This is a genomic window from Brooklawnia propionicigenes, from assembly GCF_030297015.1.
GTDB classification, from domain to species: Bacteria; Actinomycetota; Actinomycetes; order Propionibacteriales; family Propionibacteriaceae; genus Brooklawnia; species Brooklawnia propionicigenes.
This window is the reverse complement of the sequence record NZ_AP028056.1, coordinates 3,003,623-3,020,334: the sequence shown is the minus strand read 5'-3', so window position 1 is coordinate 3,020,334 and position 16,712 is coordinate 3,003,623. Positions and strand designations below refer to the sequence as shown.

Genomic DNA, 16,712 nt, shown 5'->3' with positions numbered 1-16,712 from the left:
CCCGGATCAGGCGGCCGGCGCATTGACCCCGGTCATGTCGAAGCTCAGCGAGGTGCGGTTCGAGTCCACCCCGGTGACATCGGCCTTCGTCACGATCAGGTTCGGCATCAGCCACAAGAAATCGGCGGCGGCATCGTCGGACAGAATCCGGGCGGCCTGCTTCATCAGTGTGACCTGCTCGTCCTCGGTCATGGTCTTGTCTGCCGCAGCGATCAGCTGCTGGAACTCGGGGTTGTCGTAATGCCAGTAGTAGGTGGGATCGGCGAAGTTGCCGATATCGCGGGCCTCGACGTGGGCGACGATCGTCATGTCGTAGTTGCCCTGATACATGACCTGGTCCACCCAGGTGGCCGGGAACTCGAGTTCGTCCACGGTGACCTGAATGCCCACCGCGCCGAGCTGGCTGGCGATGTAGCTCGCAGCTCCCGGCGCATACGGCAACGTCGGCACGCGCAGCCTCAGGCTGATCTGGCCGAGGCCGGTCTCGGCCAGCAGTTCGCGAGCCTTGTCCGGATCGTAGGGGTACCTCTGCGAAAGATCCTCGAACCAGGGGTCGGTGGGCGGAACCATGGAGCCGATCAGCTCACCCTTGCCTGCCCAGACCGCGTCGAGCAATGCCGGACGATCGATCGCATAGTTGATCGCCTGACGCACCCGCAGATCCTTGAGGACCTCATTCTGGTGGTTGAAACCGAGGACCACCTCACCGGTCGTGCTGCCCTCGAGCACGTTGAAATCGGCGGTCTGGAACTGGTCGAGCGCCTGCGGGGCCGCAACATTGGAGACGATGTCGAGTTGCCCCGCCAGCATGGCCGCATTCATCGCGTTGGGATCGCTGTACGACTTGAAGGTCACGCCGGCCAGCTTGGTGGGTGTGCCCCAGTAGTTGTCGTTGCGGACCAGGGTCACCGAGTCGCCCTCTGTCCAGTTGGAGAAGACGAACGGCCCGGATCCGGCCGGGGTGGTGGCCAACTGGTCGAGATGATCGGGATCGAAGATGATGCCGGCCCGCTGCGACATGTCGAACAGCCAGTTCTGCGAGGGGGTGCTGAGCGTGAACTGCACGGTGTCGTCGTCGACCGCGCGCATCGAGGCGAGCGGGGCCATCGCGGTCTTGAGGATCGGAAGCACCGAGTCGTCATCGATGATGCGCTGAATCGAGGCGATCACCGCGTCGGCCGTGACTTTGGTACCGCTGGCGAACTGCGCCTGCGGGCGCAGGTTGAAGGTATAGATCAGACCGTCGGACGAGACCGACCACTCGCTGGCCAGCAGCGGCTGGTACTTGCCCTCGCCATCGATCTTGAGAAGTGTCTCGTAGACGTTGTAGAGCAACGCCTCGGGGATGGCTGCGGCAGCAGACGTGGTCGGATCCATGGAGTTGGGGGCGACGGAGGTGCCGACAACGAGCTGGCGATCCTGCGGTTCGGTGGCTGTCGGGCTACAGGCAGCCAGAACCAACGCGAGTAGGCCGATCAGTACGGTGGCCATCTGGCGGAAAACCCTGGTCATCTTGTTCGTGGCTCCTGACGCTTGTCGGTGGACCAAAAGTGTAGTCGTCGACTGCCTCGGGAACCTAAACCACGCCACGGCGGATGACCTAAGCAGCCGATTTGAATCCCTGCCCGAACCGGGCTAAGGTTCAACGAGTCGACGCGGGGTGGAGCAGCTCGGTAGCTCGCTGGGCTCATAACCCAGAGGTCACAGGTTCAAATCCTGTCCCCGCTACGAATCAGGCTCCTGACCAGCGCATATGCTGGTCAGGAGCTTTCATTCTCCGGACACGTCGAGGTCATCGTTGCCCTCTCAAGAACTCCGATCGCGATCACCAATCGCCGTCGCTCACCTCGTCCCCGTGCGCGTCCTTCAATTGGATGACGGTGGCCGGATCGACCGGGCTGAAGGGTTCGACCGGCAGACCGAGCACCTCGTCGACGGTCTTTACCTGCGCCAATGCCTGGCTGGCCGCCAGATCGTCGGCGTCCGCGTCGTAGTAGTCGAACCATGGCAGGCCGAACTTGACGTAGGTCTCCCGGTCGATCGGCGTCGGCGGCGGCAGCTCCCCGGTGATCGTCGTCCACTGCTCGGCCGAGCACAGATGGACGAAGACCCGCCACGAGCGGTCCTCGTCATAATCGGCCAGCTGCCGCTGATCGGCATAGATCTCCTGACGCATCCGGCCACCGGCACCGAGCCCCATGGCCGCCGATGCCGGCGCGGCGGCGACCGCGCTCATCCTGCGGCCGGACGCGCGGTGCTGCTCGGCGCGCCAGCTCTGCAACGCCGCATCGCTCAGGCCGACCGCCCGCAGCTGGATTCCCCCATGGATCTCCTCGCCACTCAGCTGGCCCTCCACTGTGGCTCCCGATCCCAGCGCAACGGCGACGAACTGGCGGATGGTTCCGTCCCCGGAGTTGATGCCGTCCAGCCACGGCTGCCGCGGTAGGGCCACATAGTTCTGTGGCTCGTGGCGCAGCTTCTCACGCCACGCCGTGCCGCTGATGGCGCAGATCTTGCCGATCGCGACCTGCAACGCGGCCGGCTCGGAACTGACGAACGAGAGCCACATGGCCTCGCGCTGGTAGACCGGCAGCATCACACCGCCACGTTCCAGCCAGTCGGCCGGCGCGGTGTCCGGATAGTCCGCCACCCGGCGCAGCCGGAATCTACCCAACCCGGGCGGCAGCGCGTGCAGTCCGGTCTCGGGCAGCCGCAGCGTCCGTTGGAAGCTCACCTGGACGGGCCCCAGCTGCAACACGTCGTGCGCGATGGTAACCGGCGAATCTGTTGTCATGCCGTTCTCCTCTCTACGACATGTCTACCGTGTCGGCGAATCGGCGAGGATCAGCGCCTCGGTTCACGCTTCGGCAAGGGTCATCACGATCACGGCGATATTCAACGCGAGCACCAATGCCGTGATGATGATCGACGTCATCCGCAGCCACGGACCCGAGGCCCACTCCCCCATGTGCTTCGGGCTGCTGGTGAACCAGACCAGCGGGATCAAGGCGAAGCCGATCCCGAAGCTGAGCACGAGTTGGCTACCCACCAACGCCATGGTCGCGTTGACGCCCACCGCGAGCAGGACGATCGAGGGCAGCACCGTGGCCACTCTGCGAATCCGGCTGTCGATGCGCCAGGGCAGCAGGTCGTACATGATGCTGGCGCCGGCATGGGTCCCGACCACGGCCGACCCGATGCTGGACGCCAGCAGCCCGATCGCGAAGATGATGGCGGGCAGCCGGCCGATCTGCGTATTCAACACCTCGTATGCGGCCACGACCGCATCCGAATGAGGAACTCCGCGCAGGATGGTCGCACCGAACAGCAACATCGCCACGTTCACCGTGCCGGCCACCACCAGGGACGCTCCGACATCGACGCGCTGCACGAACAGCAGCGACTTCAAGGGGGCATCCAGCTGTCCCAGCGGACGATGCCGATCGATCGCCAGAGTCGAATGCAGGTAGATCGCGTGCGGCATCACGGTGGCCCCCAGCATCGCCGCGGCGATCGCCACCGAGCCCGCGCCGCTGAAGCGGGGCACCATGCCCCCGATGACCCCTGCCGGGTCGGGCGGCGCCCACACCAGGGAGACCAGGAAGCCGGCAGCGATTACCAGCAGCACCAGCGTCACGCCGATGTCCAGCGCCCGCTCCCCCCGGGAGCGCATGAAGCCGAGCCAGAACAGCGACACCACCACCACGATGAGTCCACCCAGCCAGCCCGGCAGGCCGAAGAGCAGATTCATCGCGATCGCGCCGCCCATTACCTCCGCAACGTCGGTGGCGATGGCGACGACGATCGCCTGCAGTGCGAAACCGATCCGCAAAGGACGCGCCTGCCGGTGATGCGCCAGCGAATCCTTGACCATGCTCGACAGCGATCGTCCGGTCACCAAGCCCAGCTTGGCCGAGAGATACTGCACGATCATCGCCATCAGGCAGGCTCCGACCAGTACCCAGACCAGCAGATAGCCGTAGTCGGCGCCGGCAGACATGTTTGCCGCCACATTGCCCGGATCGACATAGGCAACGGAGGCCACGAACGCCGGACCGAGCAGCGAGACCACCCGTCCAATACTCATGCGCGGTGGCTGAAGCTCGGCTGGCTGCACGTCGATACCTCCCTCGCCGCATTCTAAGCGTTGGCTAGCATGCAGTTCATGTCAGAAGTCACCCGCCTGCACTACCCGGTCGACGACACTACCCTCGACAACGGGCTGCGGGTGATCACCAATCCCGATCCACTCGCGCCCGGTGTCGCGGTGAATCTCTGGTATCGCGTCGGATCGGCCGACGAAGCCCCCGGGGCCACCGGCTTCGCGCATCTGTTCGAACACCTGATGTTCGCCGGCTCGGCGAATGTGGCCTCGGGCGAGCATCTGGCCACGATTCAGGCGGTCGGTGGCAGCGCGAACGCCACCACGAGTTTCGATCGCACGAACTACTTCGAGACCGTCGGGCCGCAGGCACTCGAGCTGGCGCTGTGGCTGGAGGCCGACCGGATGGGCAGCCTCGATGTCGGGGAGCAGAACCTCCGGACCCAGCGGGATGTGGTCAAGGAGGAGAAACGCCAGCGCTATGACAATGTGCCCTACGGTGATCAGCTCGAACTGCTGCTGCAGTTGAACTTCCCCGGTGGCCATCCCTACGCGCACCCGGCGATCGGTTCGATGGCTGACCTGGACGCGGCGACCCTCGATGACGTGCAGGCTTTCTACCGCACCTGGTATCAGCCGGGCGCCGCTGTGCTGACCCTGTCCGGGGCGTTGAGCGTCGATCAAGGTCATGAGCTGGCCGGACGCTATTTCGGTGACCTCCCCGGTGCCGGCGTGCCGGCCAACAAGCCCGCGCCGGCCCTGCCCCCTCATGCGGGCACTCCCGAGGTGGTGGTCAGCCGTGATGTGCCACGCCCGATGGTCCATCTGTGCTGGCGCACTCCGCCACTCACTCATCCCGACCGGCTGGCCGTCGAGGTGCTGCTCTCACTGATCTCCGACGGCCAGTCGTCGCGGCTCCATCGGCAGCTGATCCGCGAGAACGAGCTCGCCGAGGCACTCGGCGCCGACGATTTCGGCCTGGCGCGCGGCAGTTCGCTCGGGGTGATCTCGGTGCGGGCGCGCGAAGGTGTGGATCTGGCACAGATCACCGACACCGTCGTCGAGACACTCGACGACATCATCACCGATGGCCCGCGGCCCGAAGAACTCGCCCGCGCCAAAGCCGGTTTCGAGCGAGAATGGCTGGCCGCTCTGGCCCCCATCGATGAACGTGCCAACCAGCTGAGCTACTACGCCACGTTGTTCGATGATCCGCAACGCATCAATCACGAACTCGCCGAGATCGAGCAGCTTGAGGTACCCGACATCGCTCGGGCCGCCGCGCGCTGGTTCAACCCGGAGGCCCGCGCGACCTTGCGCTACGAGATCGACGGAGGCAACTAGTCATGAATCACTCGTCTGTTCGTCCGCAGGTACGCCCGGCACACGTCTGGACGCTGCAATCGCCCACCGAAACCCGGTTGGACAACGGCGCCAGGCTGTGGCTCTACCAGCTACCCGGCCAGTATGTGATCAGCGCTCAGGTCGTCATGGATGCCCCGCTGAGCTGCGAGCCGGCGGCTGTCGAGGGCTGCGCCACCATCGCGGTGCGCTCCAGCGACGAGGGCAGCATGCTTCATCCGGGTTCGCGGCTGGCAGAGGCTGTGGAGGACATCGGTGCGATCTACGCAGGCACCGCGCGTCAATCCTCCACCGTCGCCCGCATGGAGGTTCCTGTCAGCCAGCTGGCCGCGGCGCTGAGGCTGCTGGCAGAAACCGTCACTCAGCCCGCCTACGAGAAAGCCGACGTTGACAGGCACCGCGATCTGCGGCTGGCCGAGATCGAGCAGACCCTGGCGCGCAGTTCGGCGCTGGCCCAGATCGGATTCCAGAATGCTGTCTTCGATGCCGGTTGCCGGGTGGGACGACCGGCCGCCGGGCGGATCAGCACCGTCGAGGCCATCACTCGAGACGATGTCATCGCATTTCACGACCGCTGGTGGCGTCCCGATGGGGCCACCATCATCTTGGCCGGCGAGCTGCCCCCGGACGCCGCGCAGCTGGTCGACGCGGCCTTCGGCTCGTGGACGCCGGGCAACCAGCGGGCCGCCCACGAGCAGACCCTCGCCAATCCGGCCGCCCCGGTCGTGTGGGTGATCGATCGTCCCGGCTCGGTGCAGGCCGATCTGCGGATCGGTGGATTCGGACCCGACCGGCTTGATCCGCAGTGGGCTGCCCTGCAGGTGGCCTCCTGCGCGATCGGCGGCGCATTCGGCTCCCGGTTGAACCGGGTGCTGCGCGAAGAACTCGGATACACCTACGGCGCCCACGCCGGCTTCCGGCCGCTGCCCAGCCACGGCAGTTTCGTGGTGCAGACCAGTTGCCGCACCGAGGTCGCCGCCCCCGCCGCGCGGGCCGCGATCGACTTACTGAATGTGACCGACGAGCCGTTCACCGCGACCGAAGCGCTCGATGCCCGAACCTTCCTGCTGGGTATCGCGCCACTGCGCTTCCAGACCGCCGATGCGATCGCCGACGAGGCGTCCGTACTCGCCGGGACGGGACTGCCGGCATCGTGGTTCAACGATCAGCAGGCCCAGATCGCGGCGGTCAGCGCAGACCAGGCATCCGCTGCTTTCAGCGCGGCGGTCCGGCCGGAGCGACTCAGCGTGGTGCTGTGCGGGGACGCCGACCAGCTGCTCACCGGCCTGGAAGCCCAGGGCCTCGCCGCCGAGGTCGTCACCATCGACGGCTAGGTCGTGTTTCGAAAGTGGTGTCCGACGAGGGTGTGGCGGCTGGCGTGTCGGTCCTGACGGTGGGAGGGCTCCCGGGGTAGACGGATTGGTATCTAGTCACTCCTACTTCCCCGGGAGTCCTCGTGCCAATCGTAGATGTTGCCCGCCGTCATGACCTCACCGATGCTCAGTGGGCGCTCCTCCAGAGCGTGCTGCCAACTCCCCCAGCACGGGGACGGCCACGCAAATGGCCGTTACGGCAGCTGATCGATGGGATACGTCACCGAGCGAGAGTGGGATGCCCATGGCGCGATGTCCCCGACCGGTACGGACCCTGGGGACGGATCTACATGTTGTTCGCCACCTGGCAGATCCGCGGGGTGTGGGAACACATCGAGGACACGCTGCGAGCCGTTGCACAGGCTCGTGGCAAGGTGAAATGGCAGGTCTCGGTGGACTCCACCAGCTGTCGTGGGCACGTTCACGCCGCTGGTGCTCGACGTGACTCGGTCGAACGGGTTCCCGGAGAACCCGCCGATCACGGGTTCGGTCGTTCCCGGGGCGGCTGGTCCACCAAGACACATCTGGCCGTGGACCAAGACCGTGGCCTGCTGGCCTTCCACATCACCGGCGGCCAAGCCGGCGACAGTCCGGAGTTCACCACCGTGCTGGAAGCGATCAAGGTCGCCAACCCGGTCGGGGCACCGCGCCGGCGTCCCGATCGCGTGTTGGCCGACAAGGCGTACTCCTCACGGGCCAACCGGGCTTGGCTACGTGATCATCGGATCAAAGCCACCATCCCGACCCCGGCCGACCAGGCCCGCAACCGCCGACGCCGTGGCCGCCGGGGCGGTCGCCCGCCAGCGTTCAACCCAACCACCTACAAGGACCGCCACGCGGTCGAATGTGGCATCAACAAGCTCAAACACCAACGAGCCTTCGCCACCCGCTACGACAAACTCGCTGTCCGCTACACCGCCACCCTCCACATCGGAGTAATCAACGACTGGCTCAAACGACTTACGTAACACGACCTAGCCCTGTCTGGAAAGCTCGGATCCAGAGGCCTCCGCTACCGGGCCGCGTTCTGGGCGTCCTGCAGCTTCTGCCGGGCGATCTCGATCTGGCGCTGATACTCGCCCAGATCGCCCCTGGTCAGCGCGGCGTCGGCAGCAGTGTAGGCGTTGGCCGCCTCCTGCAGGGCCTGCTGCACCGCGGCCAGCCCGGTGGACGGCGTCGTCGGGGTCTCGCCACCGTTGACCTCCTCTTCGCCGGTGGACGCGCCCGCGTCGCCTTCGAAGACCTGGTCCAGTGCCTCCTGAAGAGTCGACCCGAGCCCGATGTGGTCACCGAAACGCACCACGATGAACCGCAGCACTGGGTAGGAGCCCTGCGTCTTGCCCCGCGTGTAGATCGGGTTGACGTAGATCAGCCCGCCGCCCAGCGGGAGTGTCAGCAGGTTGCCGTAGACCGGTTCAGCAGCGCCCTGGCTGGTGAACGGCAACAGCGCCTGCTGCACCAACTGGTCGGTCTGGATGGCGTTGAACGTTTGGTTCGGACCGGGCACCTGATGGGTGTCCGAGAGCCTCAGCACCCGGAGCTTGCCGTAGTCAGGGCTGGCTGCGTCGGCGACCACCGCCATATAGGCACCCAGATTCTCACGTTCGTTCGGCACGAAGACCGCCGTCTGGCTGAACACCGGCATCTCGTCGCCGGGCCACTTGATCGACAGATAGTAGGCCGGTTCCTTCGTGTCGGCTGAACGCGGATCCTCCGGGACCACCCACAGATCGGACTGCTGGTACCAGGCATCCGGGTTGGTCATGTGGTAGCGGCCGAGAATCTGGCGCTGGACCTTGAACAGATCCTGCGGGTAGCGGAAATGCGCCATCAGATCGGGGCTGACCTCGTCGACCGAATGCAGCATGTCCGGGTAGACCTTCTCCCAGGTCTGCAGTACCGGATCATCGGTATCCCAGGCATAGAGGGTGACCGAGCCGTCATAGGCATCGACCACGGCCTTGACCGAATTGCGCATGTAGTTGACGTTCTGGCGCTCGGTACCGATCGGGGTCCACGAACTCGTCGAGTCGCTGGTGGCGCTCGCCAGATCGACCCGCTGCGAGTTCGGATAGCTGTCGGATGTGGTGTAGCCATCCACGATCCACACCACCCGACCGTCGACAACCGCCGGATACGGATCCTTGTCGATGTTCAGCCACGGGGCCACCTTGGCCACCCGCTCGGCCGGCGTCCGGTCGAACAAGATCTTGGACTCGGAGTGCACGCGGCTGCTCAGCAGCAGGTTGATGTTGCCGAAGCGGGACGCGAACAACGCCCGGGTGAAGATGTTGCCGATCGGCACGCCCCCGGAGCCGTCATAGGTGTTGTACGACTCGCCGGCACCCGTGTCGTTACCGCCGCCCGGAGTGTCGAGTTCTACCGGATCCAGCCCCTCCGCAGTGCCGACGATCGCATACTCGGTGGTGTTCTCACCGAAGTAGATGCGTGGCTGGACCTGTTCGAGGGCGCCTACCGGAGGAATATCGCGGACGATCCACTCGGGTTCACCGCTGGGCTGGCGGCGGTTGCCGTAGGCTCCCACCATTGCGTAACCGTGCGTGTACACGGTGTGCACGTTGTTCCAGCTCTGGTTCGCCGGCGGCAGCCCGGCCACGTTGATCTCGCGCGCCGCGACGATCGCGTCGGTCTCCTGGCCGTCGATGGTGTATCTGTCGACATCCAGCACATCGGGGAACTGGTAGTAGCCGCGCACCTGCTGCAGCTGTTCGAAGGTCGGCGAGATGACCTGTGGGTCCATCAGCCGGATACCGGGCAGCACCGAGGCATCCTGAACCAGCTGGCCGGCGCTGACAGTGGTTCTGGCGGAATAGTCGGTGATCTCGACATCGGCCACGCCGTAGGCCTGCCGGGTCGCTTGAATCTGGTTGACGATATAGGGACGTTCACGGTCGGGCTCGTTGGGCCGCACATCGAACTGCTGCACAAGGGCCGGGTAGGCACCCTGGACGATCAGGCTGGACGCCACGGCCAGGGCCACCGCCGAGGTCGGCAGCACCCAGCGGCGCAGCTTCGCATTGATGAAGAAGGCGATCGCGCAGACCAGGCAGATGATCGACATGATCATCTTCGCGGTGATCCGGGCATGATCGTCGGTGTAGCCGATGCCGGTGAACAGCGCGTCGTTGTCCGAGATCGAGAAGACATAGCGCCCCAGCCACTGGTCGACGCCGATGGCGAGCATGATCAGCCCCATCACCACCGACAGATGAGCCTGAGCATTCTTCGTGAACGGATTGCTGAACTTGATCTCCGGCGACTGACCGGCGGCCGGCGACGTCACCCGCATCGGGCTGGTACGCAGCGAGCCGGTGACGAAATGCACCGCTGCCGCAGCGAGCAGCGCGACGATCAGCGTCCAGATCAGCTGGCCGACCACAAAACGCCACCATGGCAGGTGAAAGATGAAGAAGGCCACATCCAGACCGAAGTAGGGGTCGGTGGTCCCGAACGGTGTCGCGTTCAGCCAGGCCAGGAACAGATCCACATTCGACACCGCGCCGGCACCGGCCAGAATGGCAAGCAGCACCGACGGCACGGCGATCACCAGCTGGGGACGCCTTTCCATCAGTTGGCGATAGTTGCCGAGCGTGCTGGACGAGTTGGCCGCCTGGGCGCCGCGCGGGCGCAACCGGTAGGCGATTGCCATATTGATCCAGGCGGCAGCGCCCATCAGGATGCCGAAGATGGCAAAGAGCCCCATCGTGCTGATCAGGCGCACGGTGAAGACCTGGGTGGCATCGACCGAGCGGTACCACAGCAGGTCGGTCCAGATCCGCGCGAAGAGAATGAACAGCAGCATCACTACTGCCAAGATGGCTATCGTCGGAGCCAGTGCATTGCGTCGTCTCGGTGCGGCGCGATCACCGGTGATGGTGGAGCTCATGAGTTCCCCTCGTTGTCTTGCAGCGTCCAGGCAACAGCTTGCGTCAGGGCCGGCACCATGTCGGCCCCGACAAGTAAATCGTCGGGATTGGTGGCCACGCGAGCCACGCAGTGGGTGAGAATCGCGCCGTCGGTTGCACGCACTGCGCCGGCGACCACCCGCAGATCCTGCCGCTGCGGATGCTGGGCCACGAACTCGGCGGCGAGCTCCGGATTGGCGGGGATGTCCTGTTCGGCCCCGGCCGGCAGGAAGCTGCGTTCGGTCGACAAGGCACAGCCGGCGACCGTCGGCGGCCAGCAGATCTGCGAGAGCGCGGTCATCAGATCAGTGCCAGGGTGAAAACCGTCTTGTTCGATGGACGACAACGCGTCCGGACCGGTCACCGTCAGCTGATCGGCCAGCGCGGGCTCGGCTTCGAGCAGCGCGGTCGTGGGGACGAGGGCAAAAAGGCGGGCCGGCTGATCCCAGCCGGCCACACCCACGTAGCGCTCGACCTCAATGAGTCCGGCCAGCAGCGCTTCGGTCTGCTGTTCGTGATTGCTCAACATCTCGGCACCTGATCGGCAGTACTCGGATTCTTCAGTAATTCCAGGCTAGTGATCGCGTCTGTCAATTTGGTCACCTTGACGACCGTCACCGACGTGTCAACGCCTTCGATGTCCACGCAGTTGCCCTCGGGAACCAGCATGATCTGAGCGCCTGCGTGTTCTGCACCGCGCAGCTTCTGCCGCAGGGCGCCGATCGAGCCGACGTCCCCGGTGGCGGTGATCGTGCCGGTCGCGGCCACCACGCGCCCATCGATCAGCGCGCCGGAGGTCAGATCGTCATAGATCGCCAGGGCGAACGGCAGACCGCCCGATGAGCCGACCACACCGGGGGTGATGTTCAGCTGGACGTCCACCGAGTGCTGGTAGCTGTTCTCCAGTTCGACGCCGATCTGGGCGACCGACGGGTCGTCCTGGGAGGCCACCGCGACGACGAAGACTTCCAGTTGCTGATTGGCGCGCAGCAGGCCCAGCCGAATCACCGAGCCGGGCTGCTCCTGATTCAGAATGGCCCGGACCTCGGATCGGCGCTCCACCACCGACCCGTTGACGGTGCTGATGAGATCACCGACCTCGACCTTGCCGTAGGAGGGCCCGGAACTGGATACCTGGGTGACCTGGGGCAGCGGCTGGACGGGGATGCCCGCGGCCATCAGCGCAGCCACCGCCGCATCACGCTGAGAATCGGTCATGAGTTTGTTCTCGTTGCCCTGCTGCTGATCGGCGGGCAGTCCCGCCGGGTAGACCTTCTCACGCGGCAGCACCGTTTCGTCCGGCATCACATAGGCCAGGAATGCCTGCGGCAGCGTCATCTCGGAATCCGCCTTCGTCACCGAGACGGTGGGCAGCAGCAATTCGCCGGTCGCAGGGTAGCTGTTCGCACCACTGATCTGCAGCACCGAGTTGTCACCATTGCTGCCCAGCAGATCGATCGCCGGGCCCGACGACCAGCGCACGAAAGGCACCGGGATAAGCGAGATCGCGATGATGAGCATGACGAACAAGGCTGTGGAGACGACGGCCGTCCAGCCTTGTTTGGTCATAGGCCTGCCCTTCCATTGCAGATAGGTATGTCCTGACTCTACCTGTTGGGCCAACCAGGGCACGGGCCGGTTGTCCGGTGCGGTTGAATGGATGTCAGGCAAGAACCAGGAACGATGGTGAGCGATGAACGACGACATGGCCAATTGGTTCGCCCAGTTCGGCGGCTCCGGCGATGATTTCGACTTCAACAAGCTGATCGCCCAGTTGCAGCAGGCGATGGCGTCCATGGCCGGCACCAGCGACGGCAAGGGCATCGATTGGAGTTACGCCAAGGCGACGGCGCGCCATGTGGCGGCATCGCTCGGCCCGGACCCGGCGCCCAGCCAGCGGGATCAGCACGATGTCGCGGAGGCGGATCGGCTTGCCAGCCTGTGGCTGGATCAACATGTCAGCTTCGATGCACTCACTCGTCCGGCCGCCGCGTGGAGCCGGGCCGAATGGGTCGAGAACACCATGGGTGCCTGGCGCACCATCGCCGAACCGATCGTGACGCGCATCGCGGACGCTCTGGCCACCTCGTTCGGTGAGCAGTTCTCCTCGGCCGAAGGGGTACCCGCCGAACTCGGTCAGTTCGGCGCGATGATGGCTCCCATGCTGCGCACCTCGGCTGGTGCGATGTACACCGCCCAGCTTGCGCAGGCCATGGGCAAGATCTCCGGCGTGATCGTTTCGGGCAGCGAGATCGGCATGCAGTTGCTGCCGGCGCCGCAGGTGGTGCTGCTGCCCACCAACGTCAGCGGCTTCAGCTCAGGACTGGGCATCTCCGACAACGATGTGCGCATCTATCTTGCGGTCCGCGAAGGCGCCCGGCAACGACTGTTCGCCCACGTCGGCTGGCTCGTCCCGCAGATGCTGGCCCTGCTGGAGCACTACGCTCGCGAGATCACCATCGATGTCGGCGCCATCACCTCGACGATCGAAGTCAGCGATCTCAGCTCCTTGACTCCCGAACGCCTCGCGGAACTCAGCGAGCAGTTGCAGGGCCGGCTGTTCTCCCCCACCCAGTCCGATCTCCAACTCGAGATCCTGGCGCGGCTGGAGACGCTGCTGGCGCTGGTCGAGGGATGGGTGGACGAAGTGACCGCGACCACGGTGAGCAGGTGGATGCCGCACGCCGCGAATGCGCTGTCCGAGGTCGTCCGGCGCCGTCGGGCCACCAACAGTCCTGCTCAGCAGCTGTTTTCCGCGCTGGTGGGTCTGGAGCTGGCTCCCCGCAGGATCCGCGATGCCGCCAACCTGTGGGCGGGACTCACCCGTGAGCGCGGCGTGGCCGGGCGGGACGCCGTGTGGGCGCATCCCGATCTCATGCCCAGCGCCGACGACTTGGACGACCCGCTGCGGCTGCTCGCCCCGGACCAGGACACGGCCGCCGGCGACGAGATGGACGTGGAGTTGGCGCAGCTGCTGGAGCAGGCCGAGCGGGAACGCCGCGACGAGTCGGGGAACGCCGACGACTAGCTGCCCGGTGTGGACGAGCGGGCGGCGCTCCAACCGTCCAGGTAGCCGCCGGCACGCTCGGCCTGCGGATAGTGCTTGACCAGGGCCCAGAACTTCGGGCCATGCCCGGCATATTTGAGGTGGGCCAGCTCGTGGGCGAGCACGTAGCCGACCACCCAGTCGGGCATCTGCCTTAGCCGGTCACTCAGCCGGATCGCCCCGGTATCGACGCTGCACGATCCCCCCCGATGGTTCATATTGGTCACCCAACGCACCGATGAGGCCCGCAACTCGCATCCGGCAGGCACGTCGAGGTAGCGGGTGGCGATCTCGTCGGCCCGGCGGGCCAGCTCCTCGTCCGAACGGGCTGGGCGCGCTCGCTTGGTCACCACGCGCTCCACCATCCGGTTCACCCACTCCTGCTCTTGGGACGTGGATAGCCCGCAAGGCAGGAAGACGATGATCTCGCCCGCCTCCAGACGCGCCGAAACCGTCTTGCGGCGGCGTGTGCTGCGTCGCACCCTCACTCCGGCCAGACCATCGGGTAGCGGTGGCAGGCGCAATGCGGCCGTGGGCAAGGCCTCAGCTGCCGGTGGACTCTGTTGAAAGCTCGGCATCGCTCACTCCTGTCCGTCTTGACGGTGGTGCCCGCAGGGCACTAGCTTGCCTGTAGAGCCTCCGGCGATCGAATCCGTGCAGGGGAAGGCATGAGATTCGGCTCCGGGGGCTCTCTCGCGCATCAGCCGAGACCAACGGCCTGCCGGATGAGCGTTTCCCGCGTGGATCTCCCGGTTTCGCGGCCGGGCGACTGGCTGCGACCGATACCGGCGACGGCTAATATCGGCGTCAGTGGCCTGTAACCCGGCCCCCAAACTAAGGAGACAACAGTGGCTGAGGAAACCTACGAAGGCGAGTTCTACTGCGTGAAGTGCAAGGAGAAGCGCGAGGCCAAGGGAATCGTCGTGGTGAACGACAAGGGCACCAAGATGGCCAAAGCGAAGTGCCCGGTGTGCAGCACCAACCTGAACCGCATCCTGGGTAGGGCCTGAAGTCCGTGGGGTTCCCGGCATTGGGCTAGACCGACGCATGATGGGCGATCACTTCGATCAGTTGGTTACCGTAGCACTCGCATTTGACCCGTCCGATGCCGGGGATCTTCATCAAATCGGCCGGGTCTACCGGCTTCTGTTCAGCGAGCGCACGTAGTGTCGCGTCGGTGAATACGACGAATGCCGGCACCGACTGGTTCTGCGCTTGCACGCTCCGCCATTGATGCAGCGCATCCAGAAGCTCCACATCAAGCCTCGCCGGGCAACCCTCATGGCGTCCGAGCTTGATCTCGACAGCATCACTCAAGGCCTCCCCGCAGACATGACACGCCGGCAGCGCTCGCGGCTTGCGAAAGCGTGAGCCCTGCTGCGGCATGTCCGAGGTAACCACCCCGCGCTCGACCAACCCAGCAGTGCGCAGGAAGCGGGACGGCTCGCGCATTCCGCGGCCATGTCCCCCGGTCCGAGCCCAGGACAACCTCAGTTCGGTTCTCGCCCTGGTCAAGCCCACATAGAGCAGGCGCTTCTCCTCAGCGATCGCTGCGGCGGTATCGGCCAGGACGAACGGCAACAGCCCGTCCGACAATCCGATCATCGCGACCGCCTCCCACTCCAGACCCTTGGCCGAATGAATCGTCGACAACGTCACGGCATCGTCGGACGGGTCCTGATGCTCGGCATCGCGCAGCACGAAGGGCACCTTGGCCGCTCGCAGTTCGCCGGCAAGGACCTCGGATTGGGCGTTGATCCGGTACAGCACCGCAAGCTGTCGCCATGCCAGCCCACGGTGATGTTGGGCGACCAGCCAGGAGACGGCGTCGGCGGCTTCGGTCTGCTCGTCGGCGGCCGCGACGACCTGGACCGCGGGACCCCCATCGCGGGTGGCCCGAAGCCCGGCGCCGGAACCGATCAGCGCATTCGCCACCGTCAGCACCTGAGGGGTTGAACGGTAGTTGGTGCGCAGCCTGAGGGTCAGCGCACCGGGATGGTCGCGGCCGAAGGTGGTCAGATAAGCCGGTTGAGCGCCGGCGAAGGTATGAATCGCCTGGTTGGGGTCACCCACCACACAGATGTCCTCGCGGTCGCCCAGCCACAGTTCCAGCATGGTGCGCTGAATCGGACTGACGTCTTGGTACTCGTCCACGACGAAGTGCCGGTACTGGTCGCGGACCTGGTCGGCGACTTCGGGATGCTCATGCAACAGGGCTATCGCACACAGCAGGATGTCGTCGAAATCGATGACCCCCTGGTGCTTCTTCACCTGCTCGTAGCGCACCAGAACCGACGCGACCTGGTCGGCATCCAACCCTCCGACCTCGCGCCCGGCCTGTGGGGCGAGGTCGCTGTATCGATCGGGTGGCACGTTCGAGACCTTCGCCCAGCTGATCTCGGCCGCAAGGTCACGCAACAACGGCGTCTCGACGCTGATCGGCACGGCACGCGCAGCTTCCGCAATGATGCCGAAGTTGCCGTTGGCCACCGGTGGCAGCTCGACGCCATAGACCCGCGGCCAGAAGTAGCTGATCTGGCGCAATGCGGCAGCATGGAAGGTGCGCGCCTGCACTCGCGGCACGCCGAGTTGGGTCAGCCGGCGGCGCAACTCGGTGGCCGCCTTGCTGGTGAAGGTGACCGCCAAGGTGCGCCTGGCCTCCAGCACCCCACTGGCCGCACCGTAGGCGATCCGGTGCGTGATGGCCCGGGTCTTGCCGGTCCCTGCGCCTGCGAGCACCACGACGGGACACCCGAAGCTGGTCGCCACCGCCCGCTGCTCCGCGTCCAGATCCTCCAGGACGCGCGCTGCCAGCGTTGCTTCGGTACTCACGCCGATTCACTGTAGGCGGTGGCAGTGACAAAAGTGACGACCTCTTCTGACCTGGACCGCGGCAGCGCAAC

The 16,712-nt window shown here is 65.6% G+C and carries 13 protein-coding genes and 1 tRNA gene; 6 read left to right on the top strand and 8 right to left on the bottom strand.

Features of this window, described 5'->3' with window-relative positions:
• Positions 1 to 6: 6 nt before the first annotated feature.
• A complete protein-coding gene (locus QUE25_RS13855) occupies positions 7 to 1,512 on the bottom strand; it encodes an ABC transporter substrate-binding protein (protein ID WP_286266010.1) in 1,506 nt (501 codons plus the stop codon).
• Positions 1,513 to 1,654: 142 nt separating this feature from the next.
• Between QUE25_RS13855 and QUE25_RS13850 the strand changes: the two genes are divergently transcribed.
• A tRNA-Met gene (locus QUE25_RS13850) sits at positions 1,655 to 1,728 on the top strand.
• Between the two features lie 97 nt (positions 1,729 to 1,825).
• Here QUE25_RS13850 and QUE25_RS13845 read toward each other — a convergent pair.
• Both QUE25_RS13845 and QUE25_RS13840 read right to left on the bottom strand, forming a co-directional pair.
• Positions 1,826 to 2,794, bottom strand: coding sequence for a hypothetical protein (locus QUE25_RS13845; RefSeq protein WP_286266009.1), 969 nt, complete (start codon positions 2,792 to 2,794; stop codon positions 1,826 to 1,828).
• A 63-nt stretch (positions 2,795 to 2,857) separates the two neighbouring features.
• Positions 2,858 to 4,087, bottom strand: coding sequence for an Nramp family divalent metal transporter (locus QUE25_RS13840; protein WP_286266007.1), 1,230 nt, complete (start codon positions 4,085 to 4,087; stop codon positions 2,858 to 2,860).
• 78 nt (positions 4,088 to 4,165) lie between these two features.
• Here QUE25_RS13840 and QUE25_RS13835 point away from each other — a divergent pair, with 78 nt between their 5' ends.
• From QUE25_RS13835 to QUE25_RS13825, 3 genes are all read left to right on the top strand, one after another.
• The gene (locus QUE25_RS13835; protein ID WP_286266004.1) at positions 4,166 to 5,446 is read left to right on the top strand and encodes a M16 family metallopeptidase; all 1,281 of its coding nucleotides are present in this window, start codon (positions 4,166 to 4,168) and stop codon (positions 5,444 to 5,446) included.
• A 2-nt stretch (positions 5,447 to 5,448) separates the two neighbouring features.
• Complete coding sequence (locus tag QUE25_RS13830; RefSeq protein WP_286266002.1) at positions 5,449 to 6,798, top strand: M16 family metallopeptidase; 1,350 nt, start codon at positions 5,449 to 5,451, stop codon at positions 6,796 to 6,798.
• A 122-nt stretch (positions 6,799 to 6,920) separates the two neighbouring features.
• A complete protein-coding gene (locus QUE25_RS13825; RefSeq protein ID WP_425332702.1) occupies positions 6,921 to 7,805 on the top strand; it encodes an IS5 family transposase in 885 nt (294 codons plus the stop codon).
• Between the two features lie 44 nt (positions 7,806 to 7,849).
• On the opposite strand, the gene QUE25_RS13820 is transcribed toward QUE25_RS13825, so the two are convergent.
• The 3 genes from QUE25_RS13820 to QUE25_RS13810 are packed head-to-tail and all read right to left on the bottom strand — an operon-like array spanning position 7,850 to position 12,332.
• Complete coding sequence (locus tag QUE25_RS13820) at positions 7,850 to 10,744, bottom strand: UPF0182 family membrane protein (RefSeq protein WP_286266000.1); 2,895 nt, start codon at positions 10,742 to 10,744, stop codon at positions 7,850 to 7,852.
• Complete coding sequence (locus QUE25_RS13815; protein WP_286265997.1) at positions 10,741 to 11,292, bottom strand: PPA1309 family protein; 552 nt, start codon at positions 11,290 to 11,292, stop codon at positions 10,741 to 10,743. The genes QUE25_RS13820 and QUE25_RS13815 overlap by 4 nt, the downstream gene beginning before the upstream one ends.
• On the bottom strand, positions 11,286 to 12,332 hold the full coding sequence (locus QUE25_RS13810) for a YlbL family protein (protein WP_286265995.1): 1,047 nt from the start codon (positions 12,330 to 12,332) through the stop codon (positions 11,286 to 11,288). The genes QUE25_RS13815 and QUE25_RS13810 overlap by 7 nt, the downstream gene beginning before the upstream one ends.
• A 124-nt stretch (positions 12,333 to 12,456) precedes the next feature.
• On the opposite strand from QUE25_RS13810, the gene QUE25_RS13805 reads away from it, so the two are divergent.
• Positions 12,457 to 13,791, top strand: a complete 1,335-nt coding sequence (locus QUE25_RS13805; RefSeq protein ID WP_286265992.1) for a zinc-dependent metalloprotease — start codon at positions 12,457 to 12,459, stop codon at positions 13,789 to 13,791.
• Here QUE25_RS13805 and QUE25_RS13800 read toward each other — a convergent pair.
• The gene (locus tag QUE25_RS13800; RefSeq protein ID WP_286265990.1) at positions 13,788 to 14,387 is read right to left on the bottom strand and encodes a M48 metallopeptidase family protein; all 600 of its coding nucleotides are present in this window, start codon (positions 14,385 to 14,387) and stop codon (positions 13,788 to 13,790) included. The two genes, QUE25_RS13805 and QUE25_RS13800, sit on opposite strands and share 4 nt — an antisense overlap.
• A gap of 270 nt (positions 14,388 to 14,657) precedes the next feature.
• On the opposite strand from QUE25_RS13800, the gene QUE25_RS13795 reads away from it, so the two are divergent.
• A complete protein-coding gene (locus QUE25_RS13795; RefSeq protein ID WP_286265988.1) occupies positions 14,658 to 14,819 on the top strand; it encodes a DUF5679 domain-containing protein in 162 nt (53 codons plus the stop codon).
• A 25-nt stretch (positions 14,820 to 14,844) separates the two neighbouring features.
• Here QUE25_RS13795 and QUE25_RS13790 read toward each other — a convergent pair whose 3' ends face one another.
• Entirely contained in the window at positions 14,845 to 16,641 is a 1,797-nt protein-coding gene (locus tag QUE25_RS13790; protein WP_286265986.1) for an ATP-dependent DNA helicase UvrD2, read from the bottom strand.
• Between the last annotated feature and the right edge of the window lie 71 nt (positions 16,642 to 16,712).